This window comes from Idiomarina sp. UBA4520 (genome assembly GCF_002388365.1).
GTDB classification, from domain to species: domain Bacteria; phylum Pseudomonadota; class Gammaproteobacteria; order Enterobacterales; family Alteromonadaceae; genus Idiomarina; species Idiomarina zobellii.
In genome coordinates this window covers 1-12,688 of the sequence record NZ_DGMK01000016.1, presented here as the reverse complement: position 1 = coordinate 12,688, position 12,688 = coordinate 1, and the positions used below count along the sequence as shown (strand labels likewise).

Genomic DNA, 12,688 nt, shown 5'->3' with positions numbered 1-12,688 from the left:
AAAAAAGATGTTTTAGAAAACTTCGGTTTTCGGCGGCTTCGTTGCCTGCCTCGAACGTGGAGCGCATTTTAGAGATTTAACTCACACCGTCAAGCGCTTTTTATGCCTTTTTAACTGTTTTTTTACTGACTGCGTAAAGTTTCAGCAACACGCTGTTTTTATGTGCAGAATAAGGCGGTGCATGATATTCACCACATCATCTGCTATAAAAGGAGTAACTCTTTATTAACGTTGGAGCCCAATATGGCGGACTTACGCAGTTATCAGGAACATGAGCCTATTATTGGCGAGCGCGTCTATTTAGATCCTAGCGCGGTCATTGTAGGAAATGTCACTCTCGGAGACGACAGTAGTGTTTGGCCGATGGTCGCGGCCCGAGGCGATGTAAACTCAATCAGTATCGGCAAAAGAACCAACATTCAGGACGGAACCGTATTACATGTTACCCGAAAGTCACCATCGAACCCTGACGGGCATCCACTTATCATTGGTGACGATGTGACCGTCGGTCACCACTGTATGCTTCACGGGTGCCAGCTGGGTAACCGCATTTTGGTGGGTATGTCTGCCGTTATTATGGATGATGTTATTGTCGAGGATGATGTGATTATTGGGGCAGGGAGCTTGGTACCTCCGGGCAAACGCCTGGAAAGCGGCTACTTATATGTTGGCAGCCCTATAGAAAAGAAACGGAAACTTAATACAGGAGAGTCTGCGTTTCTCAGCCAGTCAGCACAAAACTACGTAGACTTAAAAGACGACTACCTACTGCAGGTAAGTCCCGTTTCCTGATATTAATGAAAACGACGGTTCTCGATTCTTTCAATAGCCAATAGGGGGGTTAAGTCTTTTAACCTCCCAGCTATGACATGAACAACACCTGACTTTATTTCGACCACACCTTTCACCCAAAGTAACTTGCTGGTCAAATAAGCTTGTCGGAATTGTCTGGCCGTATGCGCCCAAACAACCACATTTATATTGCCCGTTTCATCTTCTAGAGTAAAAAATGTAACACCACTACTTGTTCCGGGTCTCTGTCTACAGGTTACTAAACCAGCTACGGATAACACCTGTCCTGAGCGACAGTCGGTTAATTCTTTTGCGACAATGCATCGACTCAGCTCTTTTGAGTGAGCTCGTAGTAAGGTAATAGGGTGACGCCTTAAACTGAGACCCTGTGTTTCATAGTCTGCTTTTATGTCTTCGACTTCCTGAGGCGCTTGTAACTGGCGAGCAGGGCGATCTGATACCTGAGCGAACAACGGCATTTGGCTGTCTCGTTCACTGAGGCTTTCCCAGTGGGCTTGGTATCGGTGTCCTAAAACGCTTCGTAACGCATCTGCTTTTGCCAACGCCTGTATGTCAAACTTATTCAGTCCTGCGTCTTCTAAATCTTTCAGCCCTTTAAAGCCTGCCTCAGGTCTGTGCTTTAACGACTCTTTTATGCGTATTTCTGACAAGCTCCTAATTTGTCGTAATCCTATTCTTACAACATTGGGCTCCTGGCTTAGCCACTCATAGTCCCAGTTACTCTTATTAATATCAGCAGGTAAAAATTCGACATTGTGCCGCTGTCCGTCCTGAACCAGTTGAGAGGCAGAATAGAACCCCATCGGTAAGCTATTCAGTAAACCGACATAAAATGCGGCAGGGTAGTGCGTTTTAAACCAGGCTGACGCATAAGCAAGGTTGGCAAAACTGGCAGAATGGGACTCCGGGAAGCCGTACTGCCCGAAACCACAAATTTGCCGAAATAAGCGCTCTGAAAAGTCTCGCGTATAGCCTCGCTCCAGCATTCCTTTTATTAGTTTATGCTCGAAGTGTGTTAACTGCCCCCGCTTACCCCAGGATGCCATGGCTCTTCGTAATTGGTCGGCCTCTCCACCGGTAAACCCAGCTGCAACCATTGCCAGTTTTATAACCTGCTCCTGAAATATGGGCACACCGAGAGTACGCTTCAGTACCGATTGAACTTCTTCGCTGGGATAGTCCACATTTTCCAGGCCATCCCGGCGCCGTAAATAGGGGTGAACCATGTCGCCTTGAATAGGCCCGGGTCTGACAATAGCAATTTGAATAACCAGATCGTAAAACGTTTTTGGTTTCAGCCTTGGCAGCATGGTCATTTGCGCCCGCGACTCAATTTGGAAAATACCCATAGAGTCGGCTTGGTGAAGCTGCTTATAAACGGTTTGGTCTTCTTGAGGGATATTTGCAAGGGTTAATGACTTACCATTATTTGTGCCTTTCTCGTTCACTAAAGCAAGCATTTTACGTAGTGCTGTCAGCATTCCCAGCGCCAGCACATCGACCTTAAGCAGACCTAGTGTTTCTAAATCGGTTTTATCCCATTGAATAACGGTGCGCTCAGGCATCGATGCATTTTCCACCGGAACCAGCCGGGCAACCTCGTCGGACGCAATAACAAAGCCGCCAACATGCTGAGATAAATGTCGCGGCGCTCCTTTTAACTGCTCGACAAGCAATAGTAGCAGTTGTCCTTTTTTAGACCCAAATACGTTTGGGTGTTGCTGCATCAACTGTTGTTGCCAACTGTCTTCCTTATCTCGGGTATCTAAGTTCTGGCTATAAAACTGTAACTGTTGCTCAGAAAATCCCAGCACCTTTCCGACATCACGAAAGGCGCTTTTAAAGCGATAAGTGATCACCGTTGCTGCCAGTGCCGCTCGTTTTCGAGTGTACTTTTTATAAATGTATTGAATGATCTCTTCGCGACGTTCGTGCTCAAAGTCGACATCGATATCTGGCGGCTCATTACGCTCTTTCGAAATAAATCGCTCAAACAACACTTCTATTTGCGAAGGGTTAACCGCGGTAATACCTAAGCAAAAACACACCACCGAATTCGCCGCTGAGCCTCGCCCCTGATACAAAATGCCCTGACTGTTGGCAAATTGAACCAAGTCATAGATAGTTAGGAAAAACGCTTCATACTGCATTTCCTGTATAAGCTTCAGTTCTTTTTCATACTGAGCTTTAACACTCGCAGGAATGCCTGTTGGATAACGCCACCGCGCGCCGTCTTCGGTTAACTGCCGTAAATACGCCGTAGCGGACAAGCCTTTCGGCGTGAATTCCGCCGGGTACTCATAACGAAGCTCTGATAAGCAAAAATGACACTGATTGGCTATATTGCTTGACTCATTCAGCCATGCCTCCGGATAGCACTGCTTTAGCTCTTGCAAACTCCGTAAGTGACGCTCTGCGTTATCGCTTGCGACACCACTGTTTTCATACAAACTATGGCCTTCGTGTATCGCGCTCATGATGTCAAACAAAGGCTGTTGCTGCTTTGCTGCCATACGTACGCCACCGGCACAAACTACCCGGGTTTTTAATGCTTTGTTAAGTTCGACGATTGCATTGAATGTCTCGCTGTCATCAGCCTGGTAATGCCTTTCGTACAATAGCCAAAATCGCGAATGCCAAACATGGCAAAGCTTTTTGCCAACAGCCACGAGTTGGGGTTGCTGAAACTCCGGAAGCCACAACAAAAGACAGTCCGAAAAACCCGTGAAAAAGTCCTCAATATTCGCCTGGTAACTGCCTTTTTTCGAGCGTCCACGAAATTCAGTAATTTTCTGGCTCAATTCAGCATAGGCTTCTCGCGTTGGAGCTAGGACGACAAAAGTGCCGTAGTCCGCAATATGAAACTCACTGCCTATAATGAGCTTAATATCGCGCTGCTTAGCCTCTTCATAGGCTTTAACAACTCCTCCAACCGAGCATTCGTCGGTAATGGCTATAGCTGAGTAGCCTAGCTGTTCTGCTCTGCATACCAACTCTTCTGGCGCAGCCGCTGAGCGCAGAAAGCTGTAATGACTGAGTGCGTGTAACTCTGCAAATGCCATAATAAGACCTCAGGCTGAGTGGGTGTGAAGCCAGATCAGCTAAACCATCCCTGCAAATACCACTGCCCAGACTCATAAAAAAGCCAACCTTTGCGATGCTTACTGTCCGTTGCTATCCAGTAGTCTCGCTCTATTGGTTGGCTATCCCACCAGCCGCAACGTTTTCGCTCCGGGCCATTGCTTAAAGACCACTCATCCAAATTGACCCGTTCAGGGTGATTTAGCCATAAAGGCCGCTTAACAGGCTTGACGGAGAAACCGCCGAAACGGCAGGGCGGTTGTTTGTATTCATTAATACCGGGCCTGGGATCATCGCTCACTGCCGGGGTATAAACCGCATTTTCGCCAAGCTTCACCTGTAATTTTCCAATGAGAGGAAATAAGCCCTGGGTGTCTTTTGCATCATGAAAAAAGTGACTTGTTTTTACCGACAATGAAGAAAAGTCTGATGCCTGAAGAGACACTTCCAAAACAGGCGCGCTTAAAGGAGCTTGCTCCATTTTTAACTGCAGTAATGACCAAAAACTTTGCGCGCGCCAACTGGGGCTTGCTGTCGCAACTCTAACCTCTGAACAACTTTTATCACGCTGGTACAGCTGAAACTTGATATGCTGCACAACTTTTTGGCGTTGATATAAAAAGCTCTCTAATTCATTAAGCAGCCGCTTCATAGGAAAGCGTAAGCCCTGCCAATTAGATACCTCGGAAACTAAGTCGACGTGCTGAAAAAATCGCTCGGACGGCTGATAAAAGTCACTCGCTCGCTGCGTTTTCAACTCACCTTTTAACTCTTGTATATAAAACAGGGCTTCTTTTCCAAGTTGCCGGCCAATGTCACTAACCGGTATGTCCAGTAAATCACCAATAGAGAAAATGCCTGCAGATAGTGAGTCTCGAACGACTTTGTCCGGCAGTCCGCTACTTTTTATGGATAAACCTTTTAACTGATGACCGACTTTTTCATCCTTCATTGTCAGCGGGGCATCGGCTTCAGCCAGCACTTTCGCTGCTAACGCATTGTTAGCCACCGCCAGCTGCGATCTCACCCCCAATTGTTTTACCGCCAAATGCAACGTTTTCGCCGTATTCGACAACCCACCGTACAACTTTTCGAGGCTATCGAGCTCTACGTATATGCCCTGCGGCGGCTCTAATACCAATTTTGCCGCCCACTGGTACAAATGGTCAGCCACGCCACAAAGAAGCCTTTCTTCTTTTGCCACACTGTACTCTTTTAACTTTAAGTCTTCGCAGAGGGCTATAGCCATAACACTGGCAATGCCCTGACTAACTCCTGCCTGCTGAGCAACTTGATTACTTTGCTCAATAAGTGACTGTCCGTTTTGAACCTGATAAAGCGCGACCGCCTGTTTCTCAAACTCGGGCTGTGCTCTTAACAGGCTATCTAACAGCAACTGCGGAAAGTGACAATATAACCACATTAGCTCAGCTCTATATTCTCAACAGGCCATCCAAACTTGCGCTTTAAAATATCCAGAGCTAATCCATTTTCCGTTAAACGTATTTTTAACCGGTTACTATAGGGTCGAGCCTCCGGGTGATCACTAAAGCCGCTAATAACGATGCCCATTTGCCCGGACTCTGCCGCTTTATACCAGCGCCGGACTTTCGGAGACGTCGTTTCTTTTTGCGGAAGCCAGGCAAACGCCATGGCGTTTTTCGTCTGTAATATCTGTTCAAGAGCCCAGCAAGCATCACTTCCTTTGGCCTCAACCACAACATGCATAGCATCGGCTAAGTCATGATAATACAGACTGGCGGCAGACAACTGCGCCGGTGGGTTTACCCAAAACACAGCAAGCCCCTGTTCAATAGCTTGTTGCGCAAGCGGCAATAACAACCGCTGCTCTGAAAAAGGCGACTCTAACTGCCATTCATGCAACCCGGGAGTTTGCCAACCACCACCTAACAACTCATCAAGCTTGGAAAAGCCTGTTTTTATGTAATGGTCAGCTTGAGCCGCTTTTGTCTGCCCCTGCCAAACAACCCCTTTTTCTATCAGTCGCTGTAGATTTGGCTGCATACTGCCCTCCAATACTGTATATTTGTACAGTACCATTATTTTTTACCCTTTCGCAACAGACATAAAGCACGGCTTAAGTTATTATTTCTGTAACTATTTACTTTTAGGAAGGCACCAGGAAATATGCTGACATCGTTACTTATTCCCTTCAGAGTCATCGCTCACTTACTGTGGGGAGTTATCACAACCGCTATTATCGGCGTTTTGATTATTGGTGTCGGTGTTTTCAAAATTCTTCTGCCTTTTCCTGCAACTCAACGCTTGTGTTCAGCCGCCGCTAACGGACTATTCCGCGTCTGGGCTTATTGCATGTCAATGATGTTCCAGCTGACTCAACGCATGGAATGGCATATAAAAGGTGACTTAGATCTCCACGAAAACGGCTGGTATATGGTCATGGCGAATCATCGCAGCTGGGTGGATGTTCTTGTGTTAATGCACTTAACCCGCCGCCATATGCCGACGCCTCGCTTTTTCTTAAAATCTCAGCTTATGTGGATACCCATTGTCGGATGGGGGTGCTGGGTTTTAGATATGCCTTTTATGAAGCGTTATTCAAAAGACTTGATACAGAAAAAGCCTCACCTAAAAGGCAAGGATATCGCCACAACCACACGCTCATGCGCTAAATTCCGACATATTCCGACAACGGTCGTTAATTTTTGTGAGGGCACTCGCTTTACGCCGGAAAAGCATAAGAAAAAGAACAGCCCGTTTAAAAATTTATTGCCTCCAAAAGCAGGTGGAACAGCTTTTTCCATGCAAATAATGGGAGAACAGTTTGAGGCTATTTTGGACATCACTATTGTATATCCGGGTAACGATTCGCGCCCCGTTGTTTGGCATTTACTCAGCGGACGACTCAAAAACGTTTACGTGGATATCAAAACGCTGCCAGTTACGGCGGACTTAATTGGCGACTACGCTAATGATCCGAAGTTCAAAGAGCACTTTCAAAACTGGCTGAACTTGCGTTGGCACGAGAAAGATCAAACCATTAATGATATCCGTAAAACCATCACGGAAACCCGATAAGGAGCGTTGCCATGAACTTTAAGTTTGTAAGGCAGTGGCTGGAAAGTATGGGCATCGAGAGCAATTTGCAGGAGCTCAGCTTGGTCATCGGTGTCACCATTATATTAGTCGCAAGCTATATCACTTACGTCATTGCCCGTTGGGTATTCGACCATGCGATTGAACGTGCACTGCGCCGCGCCCCAGAGCGTTGGTATCGGGCATTAGTAGACAGTGGTTTTTTCAAACGCTGCGCCAACTTAGCACCGGTTGTTATTATTAATAGCTTTATTCCGGTGTTGTTCACCGGCGACTTCGAAAGCTGGCAGTCACCCCTGCGAACGGCTGTCGGCATTTATCTTACCTGGGTTATCACCAGTATTCTGACGTCTATTGCTAACTTTGTATCCATCGCCTACGACTACACACCAAAAGCGCGAGATGTGCCTATAACCGGCGTTATTCAGGTTGTGAAATTGGTCTTGGTATTAATGGCCATCATTATCACTGTGGCTATTATCATGAATAAGTCGCCCATGTACTTGCTCAGCGGCTTTGGTGCCATGACCGCCATACTCATGGTGGTGTTCAAAGACACACTGATGGGCTTTGTCGCTGGTGTTCAGCTTGCCACTAACCGCATGGTTGCAATAGGCGACTGGATAGAGCTGCCTGATCACAATGTTGATGGCACCATACAAGAAGTCGGGCTTATTACGCTTAAAGTCGAAAACTGGGATAAAACCATTGTGTACCTGCCAACCTATGTGCTGATTAATCAGTCCTTCAAGAACTGGCAAGGCATGATAGAAACAGGCGGGCGCCGCATGAAACGTTCCCTGATGATTGATCTGGATAGCTCAAAACTACTGTCTGACGATGAGCTGGAGAAGATAGTTGATACGTATTTTGGGAAGTCGGTGGATGAATGGCTTAAAGAAAACGATTTAGAAAAGCCGGTCAGTAACCTAACGGCATTTCGAATTTTTGCTGATCAGTATTTGAAGAATCATCCGAAAGTACGTCAGGATTTAACTTGCATGACCCGACTAATGCAACCTACTGCAGCAGGCATACCTTTAGAGATTTATGCCTTCTCGAGCGACACAGAATGGACCAAATACGAAGCGATTCAAAGCTCTATTATTGAGCACTTGTACAGCGTATTACCGGAGTTTGGCTTACGGAATTATCAGTACCTTAATAATCAAAACGCCTTCTCCAAAAATGAATAAGGCGCTTATTGTAAGTACAACCCTTAAAGCTTCTTACTGTCCAGGCAGGTTACTTCTCTAATAAGTAGCCTGCCAGATCCGTAAAGTCACCGGCAAAGTCATCACTGTCACGGAAGCCCTGTGGCAGCATTTTATACTTACCATTAACGATAAAAGTTGGAGTTGCATTAACACCTAAATTAGTCGCTCGGCGATCCATTCTCGCGGCAGCCGTTCTTACCGTGAAGCTTTTCATTGCCTTATCAAACTCTTCGCCAGAAACACCGTTCACAATAAATACGTTACGAATGTCTTCTTTGCTGGTCAGCATATTATTCTTGTTGAAGTTGTAATCAAAAATAGCGACTGACAATTCGTCGCTTTTACCCAGCTTTTCCGCTACCACAAACGCCTGAGTCATTTCCTCGCCGACATTACCGCGCGGGCTGATAAAAGACACGTGGGCTTTTTGAAACGCATTTGGATATTCTGACTTCATCTCTTTAGCGATAGGTTCAAAGCGGTAGCAATGCACACAGTAAAACGAGAAGAATTCTGTAATTTCAGGCTTGCTGGTCGCTTCGTCTGCAATCACTTCGTAGTGCACGCCTTCCTCAAAGTCCTGAGCCTGAGCGACACCAACCACTAACAATAAAGAACCAATAATACTGACTAACCAATTTTTCATTACGTCTTCCTGTTATCTATTAAAACTATCCGTTAAAATTATCCGTTAAAACCAAGGTTAAGCGGCGCATCGTCAAGCCCCGCCAGTTGTTCTTTGAGCGCAAGAATTTGCTGCTCCCAATAACGACTCTCCGCAAACCACGGAAATGCCCGCTGAAATGCACTGTCTTGCCAACGTCGCGACAACCATGCCATATATTGAATGATTCTGAAACTGCGCAAAGGTTCAATTAAAACCACTTGTTCGGTGTCAAAATCGCAAAAATCTTCATAGCCACAGACTAACGCATCGAGTTGCAGCGTCTGCTCTTCCTTAGGTCCGCTCAGCATCATCCAGAGATCCTGCACCGCTGGGCCAGAGCGACAATCATCAAAGTCGACAAAAGTCAGTTTGTCATCGTACTGAAGAATATTGCCGATATGACAGTCACCATGCAAGCGCTGAAACTCAAATTGATTCAGTGGCGTACTTTTTAGGCGCTCTGCTAACGGGTCCAAAATGGCGAAAAAAGCGTTTTTTAACTCTGCGGGCAGCAACTCAGACTGTTTCAACTCAACCACTGACTGCGCAACGAAGCCGTCATAAGTTATTGTTTCACGGCTTTCGAAACGTCCGGCTTTTGCAACTGCATGCATTCGGCCAATTTGACGACCCAGCCGCTCTAACTCATCTAAGTCATTAGGCTCAAAAGCGCGTCCACCAACACTTGGGTAGACGCAAAAGCGATAGCCGTCGAATTCATGCAGGCGCTGGCCTTGTAGCTCCAAAGCTGACACGGCAGGCACTTCCGCTTGCGCCAGCTCTTCAACAAAACTTAACTCTTCTTGTATTTGTTCTGTGGTCCAGCGGCTGGGACGGTAGAATTTCGCGACGTAGCGTTTGCGATCATCGTCGGTGAATTGATACACGCGATTTTCATAGCTGTTAAGCGCCAGCAATCCCGAAGCAGGATACAGTCCGACAGATTCCAGCGCATTAACAACAATATCTGGCGTCAGCCCCTGAAATGCAAAGTCTGACGAATGATCCAGTAAATTACTCATATAAGAAACGGCTTTGGTGCTCAGTTGTGATGTCCGCATTATCAACGGCTGTCACCACAAAGTAAAACTCTGTCACCTGGCCATCTAATAAAGTCGGAGGTACCGCTAAGGTCACCGGCATTGTGCCCACTTCACCGGCAGAAACATCTTTCGTCGTTTCTCCAATAAGTTCGAACTGTTCAAAACCTTTGACTTCTATTCGGTATGTCTGGTCTTGCTGCGATTTATTCACTAACTTAAGGGTGAAGACGTTTTCAATTTGACCTTCAATGTTCTCACGATACAACTGATTACGGTCACGAAGCACGTCGACTTCCAATGGAATACGCGTCGCTACATCCCATATCAATACAGCGCTTACCGCCAGCAACATAATAAAGTAACCAATACTTTTCATGCGCCACGGGTTGGTCTTCTGTTTTTTCTCTTTTGCCGCCAGGTTACGCTCTGTGGTGAAACGGATAAGGCCGCGTGGGTAATTCATTTTGTCCATAACTTCATTACAGGCATCGATACAAGCCCCGCAGTCTATACATTCATACTGAAGCCCGTTACGGATATCGATACCTGTGGGGCAAACCTGCACACACATATAACAGTCGATACAATGGCCCAAACCTTTTTCGGCAGGGTCCGTTTTTCGCGAGCGAGGACCGCGCGGTTCACCGCGTTCGGCATCGTAAGAGACTGTGTACGTGTCTTTATCGAACATAGCTGACTGAAAGCGCGCGTAAGGGCACATGTGCGTACACATAATTTCGCGCATATAACCGGCGTTTCCGTAGGTACAGAAGGTAAAGAAAAGCACGCTGAATGTTGCCCAGAAGCCGGCGTCTAATGTGAAGAAACTAATAAAGAGTTCACGAATATCGGTAAAATAGCCGACAAAGCTCATAGAGGTCAGTAAAGCGACCAGGACCCAACTTACCTGCTTAGCGGTTTTGCGCCACAGCTTGTCGAAGTCCATTTTGCGTTCATCAAGCTTGATACGCTTATTTCGCGGCCCTTCAAACTTCTTTTCAAACCACATAAAAATAAAGGTCCAGGTGGTTTGCGGGCACATAAAGCCGCACCAGACCCGGCCAAATATCGTCGTTACGAAGAACAGAGCAACCGCCGCAACTATGGCAAACCAGGCGACAACTGTGAAGTCCTGAGGCCACAGGGTCAGTCCGTAAATTCGGAAGCGTTGCTCCATAATATCAAGCAAAATGGCTTGCTCTCCCTGATAGGTAAGCCAGGGCAGCAAGGCAAATACGCCCAGAAGAATAAAACCAAAGCTACGCCTGAAGTACTCTAAAGCACCTTTTACGCTACGCACATAAATGCGACTACGGGGTGAGTAATTGTTGTTGTGCTTTTGTCCGTCGGGGCGCTGGATTTTAACTTTGTCCGCAGACTGAACCGTTATCTTTTGCTTGTGTTCCATGAACAATACCACTTAATGTCACGGCGAGGTGCGCCTAGTATAACGTATCATACGGCCCGGCGCAGCTCACTGAGCTGAATCAATTATACAATCAAAAAGTATGTTACAACCTGCTTCCACATCATGCCAATGCGACCACTCGTCAGGCGCATGGCTGACACCATTAACAGACGGTATAAAAATAAGCCCGGCATCGGTTAATTCCGCCAAAAACTGTGTGTCATGACCAGCACCACTGGGCATTTTCAGGCACGAATACTTGCGTGCTTTGGCCTTATCTAAAATTTTCTGAGTCAGTGCCGTTGAACAGTCTTTTGGGTTAAGCCAGCTGACTTGCTCATACTCAAACTTCAGCCGATGTTTACGCGCAATGGCCGACAAAGCTTTGTTGCATGAGTCTGCCAGCTCTTTCATCACATCGTTACTCATATCGCGACCGACAATGGTGAATATAGCTTCACCCGGCACCGTATGCGGACTACCCGGCTTTAAGTCGACTTTACCGACGGTGATACGGGTTTTGTCCGTGCCATCTTCAGCAATAATTCGGTCAATTTCATGGGCAAAGTCGGCCAATCCCATAAACGCATCGCTACGCATATTCATCGGTGCTGTACCAGCATGGTCGGCCTTACCTTTTAAGTGCACTATCCATTTGAAAACACCAGAAATACCTTCCACAGCACCAATGGTTATTTCCTTTTGGAACAACACCGGCCCTTGCTCAATATGCAGCTCATAAAACGCTTTAAGTCGCTCCGGTGGCCAGGCTGCATCAAGCACATCCATCACATTCATACCGTGTGCAGCCATAGCATCTTTCAAGTACACATTGTCGGCATCGTGCGCTGACATTAACCAGTCCGGGTTTATAACGCCCGCTATTGCCTGCGAGCCCATCATACCACCAAATCGACCTTCTTCTTCGGCTGTACCGACTACCCAGACAGGATGCTTCAATTTAATATCGTTTTCTTTGATCGAGCGCAAAACTTCGAATCCGGCAAGCACGCCCAAGGCACCATCAAAAATACCACCAGCGGGAACAGTATCGAGATGAGACCCGGTTAGTACAGCCGGCTTTTGGGTAAAGTCGCCGATGCCGAAAAAAACATTGCCGGCACCGTCCATAAAAGTTTCAAAACCCTCGGCTTTTGCCTGTTCCATCATCCACTTTCGGGCTTCCATATCGGCGTCAGTAAAGCCCCACCGATACACGCCGTGATCCTTGTCGTTATAGCCAATATTGGATAATTCCAGGACAGATTTTTTTAAGCGATCAGCATTAATGCCTTGCATAGTTCCTCCTTCGCATTTGTTTTAAGCTTAGGACAAAACCTGCATAGCAACCAAACGAACATATCGAGTAGGGTGAGGCGTC

General features: G+C 46.7%; 10 protein-coding genes. 3 read left to right on the top strand and 7 right to left on the bottom strand.

Annotated features, from left to right (window positions below):
- The first annotated feature begins 243 nt into the window (after positions 1-243).
- Complete coding sequence (locus B3850_RS07660) at positions 244-792, top strand: gamma carbonic anhydrase family protein (protein WP_053954542.1); 549 nt, start codon at positions 244-246, stop codon at positions 790-792.
- Between the two features lie 2 nt (positions 793-794).
- On the opposite strand, the gene B3850_RS07655 is transcribed toward B3850_RS07660, so the two are convergent.
- The 3 genes from B3850_RS07655 to B3850_RS07645 are packed head-to-tail and all read right to left on the bottom strand — an operon-like array spanning position 795 to position 5,919.
- On the bottom strand, positions 795-3,875 hold the full coding sequence (locus B3850_RS07655; protein WP_286872562.1) for an error-prone DNA polymerase: 3,081 nt from the start codon (positions 3,873-3,875) through the stop codon (positions 795-797).
- 35 nt (positions 3,876-3,910) lie between these two features.
- Complete coding sequence (locus tag B3850_RS07650; RefSeq protein ID WP_053954544.1) at positions 3,911-5,317, bottom strand: Y-family DNA polymerase; 1,407 nt, start codon at positions 5,315-5,317, stop codon at positions 3,911-3,913.
- Positions 5,317-5,919 carry an ImuA family protein gene (locus B3850_RS07645; protein ID WP_053954545.1) on the bottom strand — a complete coding sequence of 201 codons (603 nt, stop codon included), beginning with the start codon at positions 5,917-5,919 and terminating at the stop codon, positions 5,317-5,319. Before B3850_RS07645 ends, B3850_RS07650 begins: the two co-directional genes overlap by 1 nt.
- A gap of 123 nt (positions 5,920-6,042) precedes the next feature.
- Here B3850_RS07645 and B3850_RS07640 point away from each other — a divergent pair, with 123 nt between their 5' ends.
- The gene (locus tag B3850_RS07640) at positions 6,043-6,954 is read left to right on the top strand and encodes an acyltransferase (protein ID WP_053954546.1); all 912 of its coding nucleotides are present in this window, start codon (positions 6,043-6,045) and stop codon (positions 6,952-6,954) included.
- Positions 6,955-6,965: 11 nt separating this feature from the next.
- On the top strand, positions 6,966-8,168 hold the full coding sequence (locus B3850_RS07635) for a mechanosensitive ion channel family protein (RefSeq protein ID WP_053954547.1): 1,203 nt from the start codon (positions 6,966-6,968) through the stop codon (positions 8,166-8,168).
- Positions 8,169-8,217: 49 nt separating this feature from the next.
- Here B3850_RS07635 and B3850_RS07630 read toward each other — a convergent pair whose 3' ends face one another.
- The 4 genes from B3850_RS07630 to B3850_RS07615 all read right to left on the bottom strand — a co-directional run bounded on the left by B3850_RS07630 (position 8,218) and on the right by B3850_RS07615 (position 12,606).
- Positions 8,218-8,835: a thiol:disulfide interchange protein DsbA/DsbL gene (locus tag B3850_RS07630; protein ID WP_053954548.1), complete on the bottom strand. Its 618-nt coding sequence runs from the start codon at positions 8,833-8,835 to the stop codon at positions 8,218-8,220.
- A gap of 38 nt (positions 8,836-8,873) precedes the next feature.
- Positions 8,874-9,878 carry a serine/threonine protein kinase gene (locus B3850_RS07625; protein WP_053954549.1) on the bottom strand — a complete coding sequence of 335 codons (1,005 nt, stop codon included), beginning with the start codon at positions 9,876-9,878 and terminating at the stop codon, positions 8,874-8,876.
- Positions 9,871-11,307 carry a cytochrome c oxidase accessory protein CcoG gene (gene ccoG / locus B3850_RS07620; RefSeq protein WP_286872570.1) on the bottom strand — a complete coding sequence of 479 codons (1,437 nt, stop codon included), beginning with the start codon at positions 11,305-11,307 and terminating at the stop codon, positions 9,871-9,873. Before ccoG ends, B3850_RS07625 begins: the two co-directional genes overlap by 8 nt.
- A gap of 66 nt (positions 11,308-11,373) precedes the next feature.
- Positions 11,374-12,606, bottom strand: coding sequence for a Zn-dependent hydrolase (locus tag B3850_RS07615; RefSeq protein WP_053954551.1), 1,233 nt, complete (start codon positions 12,604-12,606; stop codon positions 11,374-11,376).
- Between the last annotated feature and the right edge of the window lie 82 nt (positions 12,607-12,688).

Bases quoted from the DNA above. Each gene is read 5' to 3' on its own strand.
- B3850_RS07660 (WP_053954542.1), top strand. From the start codon at position 244: ATGGCGGACTTACGCAGTTATCAGGAACATGAGCCTATTATTGGCGAG.
- B3850_RS07655 (WP_286872562.1), bottom strand. From the start codon at position 3,875: ATGGCATTTGCAGAGTTACACGCACTCAGTCATTACAGCTTTCTGCGC.
- B3850_RS07650 (WP_053954544.1), bottom strand. From the start codon at position 5,317: ATGTGGTTATATTGTCACTTTCCGCAGTTGCTGTTAGATAGCCTGTTA.
- B3850_RS07645 (WP_053954545.1), bottom strand. From the start codon at position 5,919: ATGCAGCCAAATCTACAGCGACTGATAGAAAAAGGGGTTGTTTGGCAG.
- B3850_RS07640 (WP_053954546.1), top strand. From the start codon at position 6,043: ATGCTGACATCGTTACTTATTCCCTTCAGAGTCATCGCTCACTTACTG.
- B3850_RS07635 (WP_053954547.1), top strand. From the start codon at position 6,966: ATGAACTTTAAGTTTGTAAGGCAGTGGCTGGAAAGTATGGGCATCGAG.
- B3850_RS07630 (WP_053954548.1), bottom strand. From the start codon at position 8,835: ATGAAAAATTGGTTAGTCAGTATTATTGGTTCTTTATTGTTAGTGGTT.
- B3850_RS07625 (WP_053954549.1), bottom strand. From the start codon at position 9,878: ATGAGTAATTTACTGGATCATTCGTCAGACTTTGCATTTCAGGGGCTG.
- ccoG (WP_286872570.1), bottom strand. From the start codon at position 11,307: ATGGAACACAAGCAAAAGATAACGGTTCAGTCTGCGGACAAAGTTAAA.
- B3850_RS07615 (WP_053954551.1), bottom strand. From the start codon at position 12,606: ATGCAAGGCATTAATGCTGATCGCTTAAAAAAATCTGTCCTGGAATTA.